The organism is Streptomyces sp. NPDC025651 (genome assembly GCF_055558735.1).
On sequence record NZ_JBVHLZ010000001.1, the window covers coordinates 1498090 to 1515673 of the forward strand.

Consider the following 17584-nt stretch of genomic DNA (forward strand, 5'->3'; position numbering starts at 1 on the left):
TCCCGTCCTGCCCTCGGACCGCATGCCTCCCGTCCTGCCCTCGGACCGCACGCCTCCCGCCCCCCCCTTGAACCGCAGGCTCCCCGCCCCGCCCGGGCCCCCGCCGCGCACCATCACCGCTCCGCCCACGCCACCGCGATGCGCCCCGCCAGGCGGGTGTTGCCGCGGACCGCCGCGAGGTTGGCCTCCAGGGAGGCGCCGTCGGTGCGGCGCACCAACTCCTCCAGGAGGAACGGCGTGATCGCCTGCCCCGTGATGCCCCGCTCCTTGCACGCCTCCAGTGCCTCGGCGAGCACGCGCGCGTGGAGGTCGGGATCCAGCTGTTCGTCCCGAGGCACCGGATTCGCCACGATCAGCGCCGAGTCGGGCCCGTCGAGCGCGTCCTGCGCCCGCATCACCTCCGCCACCTCCCCGGGGCTGCGCAGCGTCCAGTCCACGGGGTGTCCGGAGTCGGCGAGATAGAAGCCGGGGAAGCGGTCGGTCCCGAACCCCGCCACCGCGACGCCCAGCGTCTCCAGGCGCTCCAGCGTCGCCGCCACGTCCAGGACCGACTTCACGCCCGCGCACACCAGCGTGATCCTCGTGCGGGCGAGCAGCCCCAGATCGGCCGACTCGTCCTGTGCCACCGTCCACTGCCGGTGCACCCCGCCGAGCCCGCCCGTGGCGAACACCCGCACACCCGCGCGCGCGGCGAGCAGCGCCGTCGCCGAGACCGTCGTCGCCCCGCTCGCACCCGTCCCGAGGGCGAGCGGCAGATCGCGGTGGCCCAGCTTGCGGATGCCGTCCTCGTGCGCGACCCGACCCAACTGCTCCTTGTCCAGGCCGACATGGGGACGCCCGTCCAGGACGGCGATCGTCGCGGGGACGGCGCCCTCGTCACGTACGACCGCTTCGAGCTCCTCGGCCGTCCGCAGACGCCGCGGGCGCGGCAGCCCGTGCGCGATGATCGTGGACTCCAGGGCCACCACGGGCCGCCGCTCCGCGACAGCCGTCTGCACCTCGTCGGACACCACCAGCACGGGCCTGCCTCCTGCCTGTCGGGTCTCCCCTCATCCCTGGCGGGCCGGGCGCCCCGCCAAACCCGACCCCGACCGATGCCGACCGCGAACCCCGGCTAGGGTGACCGGCCATGACCACGAATGATCAGGCTGTTGCGTCTTTTGCCGTGCACATTCCCGACGTCGAGCTGGAGGTCGAGCCGCTGGACCCGGAGCAGATCGTCTCCGGCGACCCGGTGGTGACCGGCAAGGTGCTGTGGGAGTCCGCCGACGGCAAGCAACTGCGCGGCATCTGGCAGATCACGCCGGGCGTGGTCACCGACACCGAGGCCAACGAACTCTTCGTGGTCGTCAGCGGCCGCGCCACCGTCGAGGTCGAGGGCGGCGACACCCTGGAGATCGGCCCCGGCGACGCGGCCGTGCTGCGCGAGGGCGACCGCACCACGTGGACCGTGCACGAGACGCTGCGCAAGGCGTACCACATCACGCTTCCCTGACCGCGGGGAACGCCTCGCTCACCGCGCGGCCGAGCCCGGCCAACTCCCGCAGGCCGCGGGGGAGTCACGCCTTCCTGACCGCCCTGCGGACGGCGAGCGCGGCCATCGGCAGCAGTACACAGGCGCCGACGAGGTTGAGCCAGCCGTAGCTCGCCTTCGCGACGATCAGACCCGCGGCCGCGCCGCCGATGCCCGCCGCCGCGTTCATCGTCAGGTCCGACAGACCCTGCACGGCGGCCCGGGCCTGCTGCGGCACCGAGTCGGTGAGCAGCGCGGACCCGGAGACGAGCCCCGCGGACCAGCCGAGCCCGAGCAGGAAGAGACCGGCCGCGGTCCGGCCGTGGCTCGGCCCGGCCGTGCCGGCGAGCAGCGCGGCACAGCTCAGCAGCCCGACCGCGAGGCCGATCACGGAGAGTCTGCCGAACCGGTCGGCGAGCCAGCCCATGACCGGCGAGAACGCGTACATGCCCGCGATGTGCCCGCTGATGACCAGGCCGACCAGCTCCAGGCTCGCTCCGTGGTGCCCCAGGTCGACCGGGGTCATCACCATGATCGAGACCATCACCGTGTGCGAGGCGGCCACCGTCACCAGCGCGAGGCGGGCCATCGGGGACGCGGCCACCGCGGCGATCCCGGCCTTCAGGGAGCTGCCCCGCGGCGCCGCGTCCTGTTCCGGGTCCAGGGCGCGGGCGGTGAGCAGCGGGTCGGGCCGCAGCAGCACCGCCACCACCAGCGCGGCGACCGCGAAGATCCCGCCGGCGAAGAGGAAGGGGCCCGCCTCCTTCGAGATCGCGGTGTCGGCGAAGACGCGGCTCGTGGGCGCGGCGATGTTCGGCCCGAGGACCGAGCCGATCGTGGTGGCCCAGATGATGAGGGAGATGGAGCGGCCGCGCCGGTCGGGCTCGGCGAGGTCGGCCGCGGCGAACCGCGCCTGCAGCGTGGCCAGCGAGCCCGCGCCGAACGCCGCCATGCCGAGCAGCAGCAGCGCGAAGCTCCCGACGACCGAGGCGAGCACCACGACGCCCGCGCCCAACGCGCCGATCAGATACGCGAGGACGAGCCCGGCACGCCGTCCGCGCGCGTTCATCAGCGCGGCGAGCGGCAGCGAGAGCAGGGCCGTGCCGGCCGCGGAGGCCGTCGGCGCGAGGCCGGACACCGCCTCCGTGCCGCTCACGTCGGTCGCGAGGACGGGCGCCAGGGTGATGCCGACCGGCACCCCGAGCCCGCCCAGTATCTGACCGGCGATCAATACCGCGTTCGTACGGCGGCGCAGTGCGGGCAGCGCCTCCGGCGCGGGTATGTCAGGAGCGTCGAGGGTCGAAGTCACTGACGCAGTGTGCCAGGGCGCCCGTGCGCACGAAACCACGCGGGAGCCGGGCAACGACCACGTCCGGAGGCGTCAGAACAGCGGCTGCGGAAGCACTCCCTCCAGCGCGAGCAGCTGCCGCTTGGTCTCCAGACCGCCCCCGAAGCCGCCGATGCCCCCGTCGCTCTCCACCACGCGGTGGCACGGCACCACGACCGGCAGGGGGTTGGCGCCCATGGCGATGCCCACGGCCTGGGCCGCGCGGGGCTGGCCGACGCGGCCTGCCAGGTCGCCGTACCCCACGACGGCGCCGTACGGCACGCCGGAGGCGAGCTCGCGCAGCACCTGGCGGTTGAAGCCGGAGATGAGCGACCAGTCCAGCGGCAGCTCGAAGTCGCGGCGCTCACCGGCGAAGTACTCCGCGAGCTGGCGTATCGCCTCGGCGAGCAGAGGTGAATCCGGCGCGTGGAGCGGCTCGGCGCCCAGGCGGGAGCCGAGCCGCTCCAAGGTCTTGTCGCGCACCGCGTCCGTGGCGTGGAAGGCCACGGTGACCAGGCCCTCGTCGGTCGCGGCGAGCAGCAGCGGGCCGATGTCGCTGCCGACGACGGCCCACACGACCCGCCGCTGCTCCCGCTCCCGCTGACGCGGCTCCTGCTCATGCTCCTGCGCATTCGCGTTCATGCCGACCACCGTACGGCGGCCCACTGACAACGCGGCGCGGCAGCCGCCGGCCCTCAGTCCTCGCCCAGAGCCTCGCGGACGACGTCAGGCTTGTTGGTGATGATCCCGTCCACGCCGAAGCCCGCGACGCGCACCGCGTTCGGGGCGTCGTTGACGGTCCACGTGAAGATCTCCAGGGGCTTGCCGTGCGGGCCCTTGAGCGCGTGGATCGCGGAGACGTAGTCGGCCGAGATGGACGTGTGCGTGGAGTTGATCTGGTCGGCGAACTTCGCGTACGCGGGCAGGTCGGCCACCGCGGGCGTGCCGAGGAAGCCCGTCTTCACGTCGGGCCGCAGCTTGTGCACCGTCTTCACACTGTCCGCGCTGAAGCTCTGGATGACGAGCTTGCTCTTGACGTGGTGCTTGTCGAGCCAGCCCGTCTTGCGGAGCACCCGCAGACCCTCCTTCTCGATGCCCGGGTACAGCTCGGGCTTCTTGAACTCGAAGACCAGCTTCTGGTGGTTGTGCGACACCCGGCGCATGTACTGCTCCAGCGTCGGCACGCGCTCGCCCGCGTACTTCGGGCTGAACCAGCTGCCCGCGTCGAGCCTCGCGATCTCCGCCGCCGTGAAGTCCGCGACCTTCCACGGGGCGCGGTCGGGGAAGAGCTCCTCGACGTTCGTCGTCCGCTTCAGGGTGTCGTCGTGCATGATCACGAGCTCGCCGTCCCTGGTCCGCTGGACGTCGTTCTCGACCCAGCGGAAGCCCATGTCACGGGCCTTGTCGATGGCCGCGAGGGTGTTCTCCGGAGCGTAGGCCGAGGCGCCGCGGTGGGCGACGACCAGTGGTCTGTCGTGCCGGACGTCGCTCTGCGCGGCGGGCGTCCGGGTCGAGTGGGTCTGCGCGGTGGCGGTGGCGGTGGGGAGGACGAGTGCGCCGGCTCCGAGAAGGGCGGCAGTGGTGACGGCAGCGCGTGCGTACACGTGTACTCCTCGCGTCGAGAGGTCGCGGACCGGTCGAGAGTGACAGTCCACGGCCAACGGGAGACAGGTGCAGGATGGCCACAGGTTGAACGGAGTCGACAAACTCTGGGACCCCGCGCGTGGGTAACGCGATTCTTTGCCGGAAAATCGTTCGTACGTTCCGGCGCGAGCTTTACTCTCTGCCTCAGCCGACGGTCTTTCAGATGGCCGCCGACGGGGGGTGTATCGGGCGTTATCAGGGCATTTGGGCACAACAGGCGGAAGGGCTACCGCGCATGCAGGGCACGGTCGACGGGTTCAGCTACGGAGTCGTCACACCGGTGGTGGCCTATCTCATGGCCTGTCTGGGAGGGGCGCTCGGTCTGCGCTGCACGACCAGATCGCTGCTCGTCGCGCACTCCTGGCGGCCCGGCTGGCTGGCGCTCGGTTCGGCCGCGATCGGGTCCGGGATCTGGACCATGCACTTCGTGGCGATGATGGGCTTCACCGTCGAGGAGGCCCCGATCCACTACGACAAGGCGCTGACCTTCGCGAGCCTGGCCGTCGCCATCGTCATGGTCGGCATCGGCATCTTCATCGTCGGCTACCGCGGCGCGACGGGCACCGCGCTCTTCACCGGCGGAACCATCACGGGCCTCGGCGTCGCCACGATGCACTACCTGGGAATGGCCGGTATGCGCCTTCGCGGGACGCTGGAGTACAACACCCTGACCGTCGCCGCGTCCGTGGTGATCGCCATGTGCGCCGCGACCGCCGCGCTCTGGGCGGCGGGGCAGGTCAAGGGGCCCCTGTGGAGTCTGGGCGCGAGCCTCGTGATGGGCCTGGCGGTGAGCGGCATGCACTACATGGGCATGGCGGGGCTCAGCGTCCATCTGCACGGCTCGGGCGTCGCGCCGCCCGGCGACTCGCCCGCCGAGATCCTCGCGCCCATGATGATCGGGCCGCTCGCCTTCCTCCTCCTCGCGGGCGTGATCGTGATGTTCGACCCGCTGATGGTGATGGGCGGCCAGGCCGACACCAGGAGCCACGCGAACGGCGGCCGCCCCCGGCAGCCCTACCCCGTCCCGCGCTCGGGCGACCGGCACGTGCCCGGGCCCCGCCGCCGGACCCGCAACCGCACCCGCCCCGGCTCCCGCACCCCGCAGAACTGGTGACGGGACACCGCTGAGCGGGCGATCGGGCCCGGTTGTCAGTGCGGGGTCGTACGGTGGATCCCATGCGGCCCGTATCCAAGATCGAACGCACGGTGGCGCCCTTCGAGGTCGTCAGCCCGTACCAGCCCAGCGGCGACCAGCCGGCGGCCATCGCCGAGCTGGAGCGGCGCATCCGCGCAGGTGAGAAGGATGTCGTCCTCCTCGGCGCGACCGGCACCGGCAAGTCGGCCACCACCGCGTGGATGATCGAGAAGCTCCAGCGCCCCACGCTCGTGATGGCGCCGAACAAGACACTGGCCGCCCAGCTGGCGAACGAATTCCGCGAGCTCCTGCCCAACAACGCCGTCGAGTACTTCGTCTCGTACTACGACTACTACCAGCCCGAGGCGTACGTCCCGCAGTCGGACACCTACATCGAAAAGGACTCCTCGATCAACGAGGAGGTCGAGCGCCTGCGTCACTCCGCCACGAACTCGCTGCTCACCCGCCGTGACGTGGTCGTGGTCGCCTCCGTCTCCTGCATCTACGGCCTCGGCACCCCGCAGGAGTACGTGGACCGGATGGTCCCCCTCAAGGTCGGCGACGAGATCGACCGCGACCAGCTCCTGCGCCGCTTCGTCGACATCCAGTACACGCGCAACGACCTCGCGTTCACCCGCGGCACCTTCCGGGTGCGCGGCGACACCATCGAGATCTTCCCGGTCTACGAGGAACTGGCCGTCCGCATCGAGATGTTCGGCGACGAGATCGAGGCGCTCTCCACCCTCCACCCGCTCACCGGCGAGGTCATCAGCGACGACGACCACCTCTACGTCTTCCCCGCCTCGCACTACGTGGCGGGTCCCGAGCGCATGGAGAAGGCGGTCAACGGCATCGAGAAGGAGCTCGCCGAGCGCCTCGCGGAGCTGGAGAAGCAGGGCAAGATGCTGGAGGCCCAGCGCCTGCGCATGCGCACCACGTACGACCTGGAGATGCTCCGCCAGATCGGCTCCTGCTCCGGCGTCGAGAACTACTCGATGCACTTCGACGGCCGCGAGCCCGGCTCCGCGCCGAACACCCTCATCGACTACTTCCCCGACGACTTCCTCCTGGTCCTCGACGAGTCGCACGTCACGGTCCCCCAGATCGGCGCGATGTACGAGGGCGACGCGTCCCGCAAGCGCACCCTCGTCGACCACGGCTTCCGGCTGCCCTCCGCCCTGGACAACCGCCCCCTGAAGTGGGAGGAGTTCCTCGGCCGCATCGGACAGACGGTCTACCTCTCGGCGACCCCGGGGAAGTACGAACTCTCGCGCGGCGACGGCTTCGTCGAGCAGATCATCCGCCCCACCGGACTCGTCGACCCCGAGGTCGTCGTCAAGCCCACCGAGGGCCAGATCGACGACCTGGTGCACGAGATCCGTACGCGCACCGAGAAGGACGAGCGCGTCCTGGTCACCACGCTCACCAAGAAGATGGCCGAGGACCTCACGGACTACTTCCTCGAACTGGGCATCCAGGTCCGCTATCTGCACAGCGACGTCGACACCCTGCGCCGCGTCGAGCTCCTGCGCGAACTGCGGGCCGGCGAGTTCGACGTCCTGGTCGGCATCAACCTCCTCCGTGAGGGCCTCGACCTGCCCGAGGTCTCCCTCGTGGCGATCCTGGACGCCGACAAGGAGGGCTTCCTGCGCTCGGGGACCTCCCTGATCCAGACCATCGGCCGCGCCGCGCGCAACGTCTCCGGCCAGGTCCACATGTACGCCGACAAGATCACCCCGGCGATGGAGAAGGCCATCGAGGAGACCAACCGCCGCCGGGAGAAGCAGATCGCGTACAACAAGGAGAAGGGCATCGACCCGCAGCCCCTCCGCAAGAAGATCAACGACATCGTGTCGCAGATCGCCCGCGAAGAGGTCGACACCGAGCAGCTCCTCGGCTCCGACTACCGCAAGCCGAAGGCGGGCAAGGGCGCCAAGGCCCCGGTGCCCTCCCTCGGCGGCGACGCGGCCAAGGCGGGCAAGGCGACCGCGTCCGCGAAGTCCAAGGCCAAGGGCAAGAAGGGCGCGGAGACCGTCCCGACCGACCGCCCCGCCGCCGAACTGGCCGAGCAGATCGAGGAGATGACCGAGCGCATGCGCGCGGCCGCCGCCGACCTGCAGTTCGAGATCGCCGCCCGGCTGCGTGACGAGGTGTCGGAGATGAAGAAGGAACTGCGGCAGATGAGGGAGGCGGGCCAGGCCTAGAAGCACCCCAGGGACGGGGGAAACGGCGTACTGGGCGGTCTGTTGCAAGACCGCCACAAAGTACGGCCCGGAGTACGAGCGCCCAGGTCGCACTGCATAGGGTGCTGGGCAACCGCAAGAGGCGGTTGCCCAGGCAGTTCGAGAGGGGACAGCGCGTGACGGTCAACATGACCAAGGGTCAGGCCATCAGCCTGCAGAAGGACGACGGGGGCGCCCTGTCCGCGGTGCGCATGGGACTCGGATGGCAGGCGGCCCCGCGCCGCGGCCTGTTCGGCTCGCGCACCCGCGAGGTCGACCTGGATGCCTCGGCGGTCCTGTTCGCCGACAAGCAGCCGGTGGACGTCGTGTTCTTCCGTCACCTGGTCAGCGACGACGGCTCGGTGCGGCACACCGGCGACAACCTCGTCGGCGGCGTCGGCCAGGGCGGGGACGACGAGGCCATCCTCGTCGACCTGCAGCGGGTCCCCGTCCACATCGACCAGATCGTCTTCACGGTGAACTCCTTCACCGGCCAGACCTTCCAGGAGGTGCAGAACGCCTTCTGCCGCCTGGTCGACGAGACCAACGGCCAGGAGCTCGCCCGCTACACCCTCGACGGCGGCGGTCAGTACACCGCGCAGATCATGGCGAAGGTCCACCGCGCGGGCGCGGGCTGGCAGATGACGGCCATCGGCAACCCCGCCAACGGCCGCACCTTCCAGGACCTGATGCCGGCGATCCTGCCGCACCTGTAGGCACCGTCCGTACGTACGAGGGGGAACGAAGGCAATGACGGCCGAGCTGGTGCGGGGGCAGAACCACCCGCTTCCCGGAACCCGCCTGGAGATCCGAGTCTCGGCCGGCAAGCCGATCGTGGCGGGTGCCACGCTCGGCGACGACCAGGGCAGGGTCCGCGGCGTGGAGTGGGTGGCCCACCCCGGCTCGCCCACCCTCCCGGGCCTCGAGGTGTCCCAGCAGGCGGCCGCCGACCACCGGCTCGCCGTGGACCTCGACGCCCTGCCGGACACCGTCCACCGGGTCAACGTCCTGCTGGCGCTGCCCGTCGGCGTCGGAGGCCCGGTCAGCTTCCGCGCCCTCGCGGCCCCCTTCGTCGCGGTCACCGGACTCGACGGCGCCGAGGTCGCCAGCTACACCATCACCGACCTGGACGCCGAGTCCGCCGTCGTCGCCCTGGAGCTCTACCGCCGCCAGGGCGCGTGGAAGGTCCGCGCCGTCGGCCAGGGATACGCGGGCGGCCTCGCCGAGATGCTCACCGACCAGGGGCTGCCCCAGGCCCGCGATCTCGCGGGCGCGATCGACGACGCGGTGGCGCGGGGCCTGGCCCGCTCCGTGGCCACCCCACCGGCCCGCCCCTCGGACGACGCCCGCGTGCGCACCGCGTCCCAGGGCGGGCCCACCCCGCCGCAGGGCCGGCCCGCCGCGCCCCCGCAGCAGCCCGCCGACGCCGACGCCCCCACCCCGGGCGGCCCCGTCGACTACACCCACCCCGGACGGCAGACCACCGCGCCCCCGCCGCCCCCGCCGACCGCGCCACCGGCCCGCCCGGGGGAGCCCGCGCAGCCCGTCGCGGGCGACGCCACCGGCTGGTCCATGGAGGAGCGGCTCTACAACCAGGTGTGGGGCATGTTCGAGGACCTGGCCCGCACCACAGCGGCGTACCGAAGCGCCGTCGACTTCGCCGACTCCCGCATGGAGCAGGAGCTCGACAAGGTCCTGTCCGACCCGCGCAGCCGCATCGGCGGCACGGGCGATGCCGCCCGCGAGCGCGCCCGCGCCAAGCACGCCGACCTCGTCGGCCAGGCCAGGGCCGCCCTCGACCGCGACCTCGCCCAGCTCGCCGCCGAGGCCGACGTCGTCGAGCCCGCCCTCCCCCCGGCGTACGCCGCGTGGAGCAGCCCCGTCTGGCACGCCTACCGCGCACCCATGGAGATCCCGATGGCGCTCCGCCTCGGCGACCTCCACCTTCCCGAGCGCATCGACCTGCGGATCCCGATGCTCGTCAGGCTGCCCCTGGAGCGCGGCCTGTGGATCGACAGCGGCAAGGCCCTCACCAACTCCTTCACGGACTCCGCCGAGCTGCGCAGGATCGCCGTGGACACCGCGGTCGCGCACGCGGCCCGGCTGCTCGCGGTCTATCCGGCGGGCGAGTTCCAGGTGCACGTCATCGACGCGGCGGGCTCCGCCGCGCCCTCCCTCGCGCCGCTCGTGACGGCCGGCGTGCTCGCCGGGCCCCCTGCCACCGGCGCGGCCGGCGTCTCCGCGGTCCTCGCCGAGCTCACCCAGCGCGTGGACCTGGTCCAGATGGCGGTCCGCGGCGGCGCCGCCGACGCGCTGCCCGCGGACCTGGACACCGCCGAGCAGCTCCTGATCGTCAACGACTTCCCGCACGGCTTCGACGACCGCGCCGTGACCCAGCTGCGCTACCTCGCGGACGAGGGCCCGGCCGTCGGCGTCCACCTCATGATGGTCGCCGACCGCGAGGACGCCGCGGAGTACGGCCCGCTGCTCGACCCCCTGTGGCGCGCGCTCCTGCGCCTCACGCCGGTGCCCGACGACCACCTCGCCGACCCCTGGGTCGGCCACGCGTGGACGTACGACCCGCCGTCCTTCCCCCTGGGCAGCCGGATCCTGAGCCAGGTCCTCGACCAGGTCGCCACGGCACGGCGCAACGGCGGACGTTGACGGCAAAGCGACTTTTGTACGTCTCTGACCTGGCCTTTTGGGTCTTGTTTGCCATCGCCTTTACCAACCCTTGGTGTTTCGCGTACGCTTCTGTCTGCGGAGGGGAGTACTCCCGGCTGCGACGTGCCCGTCAATACGGACCGCCATCGGTCCCGGGGCGTCGGCCCGACTCACGGCGGTGAACCGCCTCGGGTGGAAGAGACCTCCGGCAGCGACGACGCTGATCAGTAGCCGTACGACGCCGGAGGCGCAGTGGACGTTTCTATGACCCTGTGGGTGACGACCGTTCTCGGTCTGTGTGCCCTGATCGCGGTCGACTTCTTCATCGGGCGCAAGCCCCATGACGTGTCGATCAAGGAAGCCGGAATCTGGACGGTCGTCTGGATCGTCCTCGCGGCGCTCTTCGGTCTCGGCCTGCTGATCGCGGGCGAGAGCCAGGCGTCCGGCGAGTTCTTCGCGGGCTTCATCACCGAGAAGTCGCTCTCCGTCGACAACCTCTTCGTCTTCATCCTGATCATGGCGAAGTTCTCGGTGCCGACCCATCTCCAGCAGCGCGTGCTGCTGTTCGGTGTGCTGATCGCCCTGGTCCTGCGAGCGATCTTCATCGCCGCCGGCGCCGCGGTCATCGCCAACTTCTCCTGGGTCTTCTACATCTTCGGCGCGTTCCTGATCTACACCGCCTGGAAGCTCATCCAGGAGGCGCGTGCCGACGAGGAGGAAGAGGACTGGGAGGAGAACCGCCTCCTGAAGTCCATCGAGAAGAAGTTCGGCGTCTCCGACCGGTACGAGGGCACGAAGCTCTTCGTCCAGCGGAACGGCAAGAAGATCATGACCCCGCTCATGGTCGTCATGCTCGCCATCGGCACCACCGACGTGCTCTTCGCGATGGACTCCATCCCCGCGATCTTCGGCCTCACCCAGGACCCGTACATCGTCTTCACCGCCAACGCCTTCGCCCTCATGGGTCTGCGGCAGCTGTACTTCCTGATCGGCGGGCTGCTCAAGAAGCTGGTCCACCTCAGCTACGGCCTGTCGGTGATCCTCGGCTTCATCGGCGTGAAGCTCGTGCTGCACGCCCTGCACGAGAACGGCGTGAACGTCCCGGAGATCTCCATCCCGTTCTCGCTCTCCGTGATCTGCGGCGTCCTGGTGATCACCACGATCACCAGCCTCATCGCCTCGAAGAAGCAGGCGGCGAAGGAGGCCGAGGCCGCGGCCGCCGGCGACGCCTCGAAGGACAGCGTCGAGGCCTGACGGCACCAAGCACCAAGTAGCGACACCCAAGCGCCCGGGGCAGCATCGAGTCATGGTCACTCGGCTCCGGGCGCTCGGCATGCAATGGACGGCCGTGGTGCCGATCCTCGCGGTGGTACTTCTCGCCCTCACCTGGGGGCGGAGCCTGCCCGGCCCGGTCGTCGCCCTGGTGACGCTGGTCCTCGCGGGCTCGGTCCTCGCCGCCGTCCACCACGCCGAGGTGATCGCCCATCGCGTCGGCGAGCCCTTCGGCTCGCTGGTCCTCGCGGTCGCGGTGACGATCATCGAGGTGGCGCTGATCGTCACCCTGATGGCCGACGGCGGCGACAAGAGTTCCACGCTCGCCCGCGACACCGTCTTCGCCGCCGTGATGATCACCTGCAACGGCATCGTCGGCGTCAGCCTTCTGGTGGGCTCCCTGCGCCACCGCGTCGCCGTCTTCAACCCCGAGGGCACCGGCGCCGCCCTCGCGACCGTCGCCACCCTGGCCACGCTCTGCCTGGTCCTGCCGACGTTCACCACCACCAAGCCGGGCCCGGAGTTCACCACGGCCCAGCTCACCTTCGCGGCGGTCGCCTCCCTCATCCTGTACGGCCTGTTCGTGACGACCCAGACCGTCAGGCACCGCGACTACTTCCTGCCCCTCACCAAGCAGGGCGACGTCATCGACGCCGACAGCCACGCCGAGGGCCCCTCGTCCCGGGAGGCGATGATCAGCCTCGGGCTGCTCGGGCTCGCGCTGATCGGCGTGGTCGGCCTCGCCAAGGGCGTCTCCCCGACGATCGAGTCGGGCGTGGAGAGCGCCGGCCTGCCGCACGCCGTGGTCGGCGTGATCATCGCGCTCCTCGTGCTGCTGCCGGAGACGATCGCGGCCGTGCGCGCCGCACGCCGCGACCGCGTGCAGACCAGCCTGAACCTCGCCCTCGGCTCCGCGATGGCCAGCATCGGCCTGACCATCCCGGCCGTGGCCGTCGCCTCCGTGTGGCTGTCCGGGCCGCTCGTGCTCGGCCTGAGCTCGACCCACATGGTGCTGCTCGTCCTCACGGTGATCGTCGGCACGCTCACGGTCGTGCCGGGACGCGCCACACCGCTCCAGGGCGGCGTCCACCTGGTGCTGTTCGCGGCCTATCTGGAGCTGGCGGTCAATCCGTAGGCGTACGCGGTCAATCCGTAGGCGTACGCGGTCCAGCCCTGAGGCCCGGCGTACGCCCTCTCGTTCACCCCGTGGCCGCCACCGGTTCGACGGCCCTGACCGGCCGCGTCTCCGGAAGCAGCGCGAAGCACCCGAGGCTCAGCAGCGCGATGCCCGACAGATACGCGGCCACGCCCCACGGCGTCCCGTCCCCGTGCGCCACCGCCGTCGCCACGATCGGCGTGAGCGCGCCTCCGAGCACCCCGCCGAGGTTGTAGCCGACCGCGGCGCCCGTGCAGCGCACCCGCGGCTCGTACAGCTCCGGCAGATACGCGGCGATCACGGAGAACATCGTGATGAACGCGAGCATCGCCACCAGGAACCCGGAGAACATCAGCAGCGGCTGCCCGGTCGAGAGCAGGGCGATCATCGGGAACATCCACAGCGCGATCGCGGTGCATCCGATCAGGCACAGCGGCCGCCGCCCGTACCGGTCGCCGAGCATGGCCGCCAGGGGTGTCAGGGCGCCCTTCACGACGACGGCCGCCATGACGCAGGCCAGCATCACCGTGCGACTCACCCCGAGCCGCTCCACTCCGTAGGCGAGGGACCACGTCGTCACGGCGTAGAACACCGCGTACCCGACGGCGAGCGCGCCCGCCGTCAGGAGCACCAACCGCCAGTGCCCGCGGACCACTTCGGCGAGCGGCACGCGCGCGTGCTCGCGCAGGCGCAGGAAGTCCGGGCTCTCCGCGAGCGAGGTGCGCAGCGCCAGCCCGGCAACCGCGAGGACGCCCGCCGCCCAGAACGGCACGCGCCACCCCCAGGCCGCGAACTGCGCGTCGGTGAGCAGCGCGGAGAGGGCCAGCATGGTGCCGTTGGCCAGCAGGAAGCCGACCGCGGGCCCGATCTGCGGAAAGCTCGCCCACAGTGCGCGCCGCTCGGCCGGCGCGTGCTCCGCGGTCAGCAGCACGGCACCGCCCCACTCGCCGCCGAGCCCGAACCCCTGCAGGAAGCGCAGCGCGACGAGCAGCAGGGGAGCGGCGATCCCGATCGTTTCGTACGTCGGCACACAGCCGACGGCGACCGTGGCGAGGCCGGTCAGGAGCAGCGACGCGATGAGTACGGGCCGCCGTCCGCGCCGGTCGCCGATGTGCCCGAAGACGACCGACCCGAGGGGCCGCGCCACGAAGCCCACTCCGAAGGTCGCGAAGGCGGCGAGCGTGCCCGCCAGCGGAGAGAACGTCGGGAAGAACAGCGGCCCCAGGACCAGCGCGGCCGCCGTCCCGTAGACAAAGAAGTCGTAGAACTCGATGGCGGTCCCGGCCAGGGAGGCGGCCGCGAGGCGCGGCAGTGACGGTGGGGCGGTCGGGGGCGGGGGGTCGGTCCGGTGCGAAGGGTCGGCCTGCGCCGGAGGGTCGGTCTGGTGCGGAGGATCGGACTTGCGCATGCCGCGTCAACTACCCACAGTGACGGGCGGTTACGCAGAGGTGACTTCCCTGTCTCAGTACGTCACGGTGACGCGCCGCTCCAGCCCGTCGACCCGCACGGTTCCGCCGTAGGGGATGACCAGTTGGGGATCGGTGTGCCCGAAGTCCACGTCGAAGACCGCCGTCGTCCCGGGCGCGTACGTGTCGAGCGCCCGCAGTACGGCTTCACGCTGTTCGCGCGCGTACGTGGCCTTCGCGTCCGCCTCCTGGGGGCGGTCGAAGGACCAGGCCTTCGCGCGGGCCATCAGGAGGGCGGGGAAGCGGTGCAGCAGTCCGCGCTCGCCCATGTTGCGCAGGGTCCGGAACACCTCGTCGGCGCTGGGCAGTTCCTCGGAGGTCTCCAGGAACAGCACGCAGCCGTCGTACGCGGAGAGGTCCCGCTCGATCTCGCGGTCCGCCATCAGGAGCCAGGACAGGATCTCCAGGTTGCCGCCCCAGGACCGGCCCTCCACGACCCGCTCGGGGCCGTGCCAGCGCCAGCCCCCGCACGGCTCGGTCGGCGGCTCCGCGATGAGCGTCGTGGGGTCGTCCCAGGGCAGGTCGATGTCGCGGCTGCGCTCGACGGGCCGCAGGTCGTAGGGCCCGGAGGTGAACAGCGCGGCGCGCAGCGACTCCTCGGTCGCGGGCGCCATCGCGCCGGGGCGGCCGAGCTCGCACATCACGGACGCGCCGTGGTAGCCGACGATGCCCGACTGCCAGAGGTACGCGAGCAGGTTGGTGTTGTCGCTGAAGCCGATGAACGGCTTCGGGTTCGCGCGGATCAACTCCCGGTCCAGGTGCGGGAGTACGGTGATCTGGTCGTCGCCGCCGATGCTCGCGATGACGGCCTTGATCGTCGGGTCGGCGAACGCCGCGTGGATGTCGGCGGCGCGTTCCCGCGGTGTCGCGCCCATCTTCCTGGTCGTCGGGTACTCGACGGGTTCGAGGCCGAAGTTCTCGCGGAGCCGTTCGAGGCCCAGCTCGTAGGGGAGCGGGAACAGCTCGGGCAGGCCACTGCCGGGCGAGAGTACGGCGACGCGGTCGCCCGGCGACGGCTTGGGCGGGTACAGGGGTTCGACGCTCATGGCGGGAGCGTAGGCGGGTCCTACGGAGAGCGCACACGACTTATGACGCAGGGGGGCGCCCGGATTCCGATGGCTCCCGCGCGCGGGAGGCGTGATAGACCTCCCTGTATGACGCGCAGCCTCGCCACCGCCCCGATCATGGTCCTGAACGGCCCGAACCTGAATCTCCTCGGCCTCCGTCAGCCGGAGATCTACGGCACGGACACCCTCGCCGACGTCGAGGCCCTGTGCGCCAAGGCGGCGGCCGCGCACGGCGGGACCGTGGACCTGCGCCAGAGCAACCACGAGGGCGAGTTGGTCGACTGGATCCACGAGGCGCGCGAGCACCACGTGGGCATCGTCATCAACCCCGCGGCCTACTCCCACACGTCCGTCGCGATCCTGGACGCGCTCAACACCTGTGACGGGATGCCGGTGTTGGAGGTGCACATCTCCAACATCCACCAGCGCGAGGCCTTCCGGCACCACTCCTACGTCTCGCAGCGCGCCGACGGCGTCATCGCGGGGTGCGGCGTGCAGGGGTACGCGTTCGCGGTGGAACGGGTGGCGGCTCTGGTCGCCGCCCGCGCCTGACGCGTACGCGCACCCCTTCGGATCACCAGCCCCGCGCGCGCCATTCGGCGAGGTGGGGGCGCTCGGCGCCGAGTGTCGTGTCGTTGCCGTGGCCGGGGTAGACCCACGTCTCGTCCGACAGGGTCCCGAAGATCTTCGTCTCGACGTCGTCGATCAGGCTCGCGAAGGCCTTCGGGTCCTTCCATGTGTTGCCGACGCCGCCCGGGAAGAGGCAGTCCCCGGTGAACACGTGCGGGTGGCCGTGCGGGTCGTCGTAGACCAGCGCGATCGAGCCCGGGGTGTGGCCCACCAGGTGGCGGGCGGTGAGCTCGACGCGGCCGACCTTCACGGTGTCGCCGTCGTCGACGAGGACGTCCGTCGGCACGGGGATGCCCTCGGCGTCCGCCCGGCCCGCGTACGTCCGCGCGCGGGTCGCCGAGACGACGGCGGCGAGCGCCTGCCAGTGGTCGCCGTGCTGATGCGTGGTGACGACGGACGCGATGCCGTCGTCACCGATCAGCGTCAGGAGCGTCTCGGCGTCGTTCGCCGCGTCGATCAGCAGCTGCTCGCCGGTGGCCCGGCAGCGCAGCAGGTAGGCGTTGTTGTCCATCGGTCCGACGGCGACCTTGGAAATCATCAGGTCCCGCAGCTCGTGCACGTCCGCAGGTCCGCCGACCTTCACCGCTCCGCTGTACGTCATGTCCGCCAGCCTATAGCGGGGGCAGGGCGGGCAGGAGGCCCCCTTCGGCCGTCAGCGCGGAGCCGTCGCGCCGCCCCGCGAGCCAGCCGACCAGATCGGGCGCGGCCCCGGAGACGGTGACCTCCGGCTCGCCCTCGCGGCCCGTGCTCCACGCGTGCGTGCCGTCCGTGATCCGGGTGGGCGGGACGCCGGCGTTGCCAGTGAAGCGCGCCGCGAGGAACGCGATCTCGCGCTGCACGAACTCCTCGGGGAGGTCCTCCAGCTCGTACCCGATGCCGAGATCGACGTGGTGCAGGTCCACTTCGACCCACCGCCGGAACGGGACGCGCGACGCGGAGTCGGTGACTCCGTTGCGCATCTCGATCGTGCGGGACCAGTCGGCGGGGACGGCGGCCTGCGCCTCGAAGCGGGCCATGCTCTCGCGTACGTCGTCGAGCTGGGCGGCCAGCGGGCGCGGGGCGTCCCGCTCGATGTCCGCGTCCCGTGCCTCGGCGCTGGGGTACATCGGCCGCCCGGCGAGAACGTTCACCAAGGCGTCCGCGTTCCGCGCGAGGTGGGCGAGGACGTGGCCGCGGGTCCAGCCCGGAAGCCGTGACGGTTCGGCGATCGAATCGTTGTTCAGTTTCGTGGCTGCGGTGAGCAGCCGGTCGGTCGCGTCACGTACAGACGCCAGGTCGCGCACATGATCAATCATGCGGTCGACGATAGCCGCGCCACACGTTCGGGTGAAGGCGTCGGGGCAGCCCCGCAAATCGAATGCACGTGCTATATGGTCGACGGCGGCGTCGGGCATTCTTGATGGTCCGGGCTTGTTGTGTACGTGGAACCAGGGAAGCGGCCCGGCGTTGTCAGTGGCTCGCCCTAGTCTGTGAACGACGGGGGTCTTG

At 71.2% G+C, this 17584-nt stretch carries 16 protein-coding genes; 8 read left to right on the plus strand and 8 right to left on the minus strand.

The window, feature by feature from the left end; genetic code table 11:
* Nucleotides 1-113: 113 nt before the first annotated feature.
* Nucleotides 114-1019, minus strand: coding sequence for a pseudouridine-5'-phosphate glycosidase (locus ACZ4D5_RS06955; RefSeq protein ID WP_467771268.1), 906 nt, complete (start codon nucleotides 1017-1019; stop codon nucleotides 114-116).
* A gap of 110 nt (nucleotides 1020-1129) precedes the next feature.
* Here ACZ4D5_RS06955 and ACZ4D5_RS06960 point away from each other — a divergent pair, with 110 nt between their 5' ends.
* Nucleotides 1130-1495 carry a cupin domain-containing protein gene (locus ACZ4D5_RS06960; RefSeq protein ID WP_362335293.1) on the plus strand — a complete coding sequence of 122 codons (366 nt, stop codon included), beginning with the start codon at nucleotides 1130-1132 and terminating at the stop codon, nucleotides 1493-1495.
* A 64-nt stretch (nucleotides 1496-1559) separates the two neighbouring features.
* Here ACZ4D5_RS06960 and ACZ4D5_RS06965 read toward each other — a convergent pair whose 3' ends face one another.
* From ACZ4D5_RS06965 to ACZ4D5_RS06975, 3 genes are all read right to left on the minus strand, one after another.
* Entirely contained in the window at nucleotides 1560-2822 is a 1263-nt protein-coding gene (locus ACZ4D5_RS06965; RefSeq protein ID WP_467771269.1) for an MFS transporter, read from the minus strand.
* A 72-nt stretch (nucleotides 2823-2894) separates the two neighbouring features.
* Nucleotides 2895-3482 (minus strand): methylated-DNA--[protein]-cysteine S-methyltransferase, encoded by a 588-nt coding sequence (locus ACZ4D5_RS06970; RefSeq protein WP_467771270.1) that lies wholly within the window; start codon nucleotides 3480-3482, stop codon nucleotides 2895-2897.
* Between the two features lie 53 nt (nucleotides 3483-3535).
* Nucleotides 3536-4444 carry a glycerophosphodiester phosphodiesterase gene (locus tag ACZ4D5_RS06975; protein WP_467771271.1) on the minus strand — a complete coding sequence of 303 codons (909 nt, stop codon included), beginning with the start codon at nucleotides 4442-4444 and terminating at the stop codon, nucleotides 3536-3538.
* A gap of 275 nt (nucleotides 4445-4719) precedes the next feature.
* Here ACZ4D5_RS06975 and ACZ4D5_RS06980 point away from each other — a divergent pair, with 275 nt between their 5' ends.
* The 6 genes from ACZ4D5_RS06980 to ACZ4D5_RS07005 all read left to right on the plus strand — a co-directional run bounded on the left by ACZ4D5_RS06980 (nucleotide 4720) and on the right by ACZ4D5_RS07005 (nucleotide 12912).
* Nucleotides 4720-5598 carry an MHYT domain-containing protein gene (locus tag ACZ4D5_RS06980; protein ID WP_467771272.1) on the plus strand — a complete coding sequence of 293 codons (879 nt, stop codon included), beginning with the start codon at nucleotides 4720-4722 and terminating at the stop codon, nucleotides 5596-5598.
* A 62-nt stretch (nucleotides 5599-5660) separates the two neighbouring features.
* Entirely contained in the window at nucleotides 5661-7823 is a 2163-nt protein-coding gene (gene uvrB, locus ACZ4D5_RS06985; RefSeq protein WP_467771273.1) for an excinuclease ABC subunit UvrB, read from the plus strand.
* A 155-nt stretch (nucleotides 7824-7978) separates the two neighbouring features.
* A complete protein-coding gene (locus ACZ4D5_RS06990; RefSeq protein WP_467771274.1) occupies nucleotides 7979-8557 on the plus strand; it encodes a TerD family protein in 579 nt (192 codons plus the stop codon).
* Between the two features lie 34 nt (nucleotides 8558-8591).
* Nucleotides 8592-10505: a TerD family protein gene (locus tag ACZ4D5_RS06995; RefSeq protein WP_467771275.1), complete on the plus strand. Its 1914-nt coding sequence runs from the start codon at nucleotides 8592-8594 to the stop codon at nucleotides 10503-10505.
* A 252-nt stretch (nucleotides 10506-10757) separates the two neighbouring features.
* Complete coding sequence (locus tag ACZ4D5_RS07000; RefSeq protein WP_467771276.1) at nucleotides 10758-11759, plus strand: TerC/Alx family metal homeostasis membrane protein; 1002 nt, start codon at nucleotides 10758-10760, stop codon at nucleotides 11757-11759.
* Between the two features lie 52 nt (nucleotides 11760-11811).
* Entirely contained in the window at nucleotides 11812-12912 is a 1101-nt protein-coding gene (locus ACZ4D5_RS07005; RefSeq protein ID WP_467771277.1) for a calcium:cation antiporter, read from the plus strand.
* A 64-nt stretch (nucleotides 12913-12976) separates the two neighbouring features.
* Here ACZ4D5_RS07005 and ACZ4D5_RS07010 read toward each other — a convergent pair whose 3' ends face one another.
* Both ACZ4D5_RS07010 and ACZ4D5_RS07015 read right to left on the minus strand, forming a co-directional pair.
* Nucleotides 12977-14245, minus strand: a complete 1269-nt coding sequence (locus ACZ4D5_RS07010; RefSeq protein ID WP_467771504.1) for an MFS transporter — start codon at nucleotides 14243-14245, stop codon at nucleotides 12977-12979.
* A 150-nt stretch (nucleotides 14246-14395) separates the two neighbouring features.
* The gene (locus ACZ4D5_RS07015; RefSeq protein WP_467771278.1) at nucleotides 14396-15445 is read right to left on the minus strand and encodes a S66 family peptidase; all 1050 of its coding nucleotides are present in this window, start codon (nucleotides 15443-15445) and stop codon (nucleotides 14396-14398) included.
* Nucleotides 15446-15553: 108 nt separating this feature from the next.
* On the opposite strand from ACZ4D5_RS07015, the gene aroQ reads away from it, so the two are divergent.
* Nucleotides 15554-16018 carry a type II 3-dehydroquinate dehydratase gene (gene aroQ, locus ACZ4D5_RS07020; RefSeq protein ID WP_467771279.1) on the plus strand — a complete coding sequence of 155 codons (465 nt, stop codon included), beginning with the start codon at nucleotides 15554-15556 and terminating at the stop codon, nucleotides 16016-16018.
* Nucleotides 16019-16040: 22 nt separating this feature from the next.
* Here aroQ and ACZ4D5_RS07025 read toward each other — a convergent pair whose 3' ends face one another.
* Together ACZ4D5_RS07025 and ACZ4D5_RS07030 are read right to left on the minus strand one after the other, a co-directional pair.
* On the minus strand, nucleotides 16041-16697 hold the full coding sequence (locus ACZ4D5_RS07025) for an MBL fold metallo-hydrolase (RefSeq protein WP_467771280.1): 657 nt from the start codon (nucleotides 16695-16697) through the stop codon (nucleotides 16041-16043).
* Between the two features lie 10 nt (nucleotides 16698-16707).
* Nucleotides 16708-17391, minus strand: a complete 684-nt coding sequence (locus ACZ4D5_RS07030) for a maleylpyruvate isomerase family mycothiol-dependent enzyme (RefSeq protein WP_467771281.1) — start codon at nucleotides 17389-17391, stop codon at nucleotides 16708-16710.
* Between the last annotated feature and the right edge of the window lie 193 nt (nucleotides 17392-17584).

Bases quoted from the DNA above. Each gene is read 5' to 3' on its own strand.
- ACZ4D5_RS06960 (WP_362335293.1), top strand. From the start codon at position 1,130: ATGACCACGAATGATCAGGCTGTTGCGTCTTTTGCCGTGCACATTCCC.
- ACZ4D5_RS06970 (WP_467771270.1), bottom strand. From the start codon at position 3,482: ATGAACGCGAATGCGCAGGAGCATGAGCAGGAGCCGCGTCAGCGGGAG.
- ACZ4D5_RS06980 (WP_467771272.1), top strand. From the start codon at position 4,720: ATGCAGGGCACGGTCGACGGGTTCAGCTACGGAGTCGTCACACCGGTG.
- uvrB (WP_467771273.1), top strand. From the start codon at position 5,661: ATGCGGCCCGTATCCAAGATCGAACGCACGGTGGCGCCCTTCGAGGTC.
- ACZ4D5_RS06995 (WP_467771275.1), top strand. From the start codon at position 8,592: ATGACGGCCGAGCTGGTGCGGGGGCAGAACCACCCGCTTCCCGGAACC.
- ACZ4D5_RS07005 (WP_467771277.1), top strand. From the start codon at position 11,812: ATGGTCACTCGGCTCCGGGCGCTCGGCATGCAATGGACGGCCGTGGTG.
- ACZ4D5_RS07015 (WP_467771278.1), bottom strand. From the start codon at position 15,445: ATGAGCGTCGAACCCCTGTACCCGCCCAAGCCGTCGCCGGGCGACCGC.
- aroQ (WP_467771279.1), top strand. From the start codon at position 15,554: ATGACGCGCAGCCTCGCCACCGCCCCGATCATGGTCCTGAACGGCCCG.
- ACZ4D5_RS07025 (WP_467771280.1), bottom strand. From the start codon at position 16,697: ATGACGTACAGCGGAGCGGTGAAGGTCGGCGGACCTGCGGACGTGCAC.
- ACZ4D5_RS07030 (WP_467771281.1), bottom strand. From the start codon at position 17,391: ATGATTGATCATGTGCGCGACCTGGCGTCTGTACGTGACGCGACCGAC.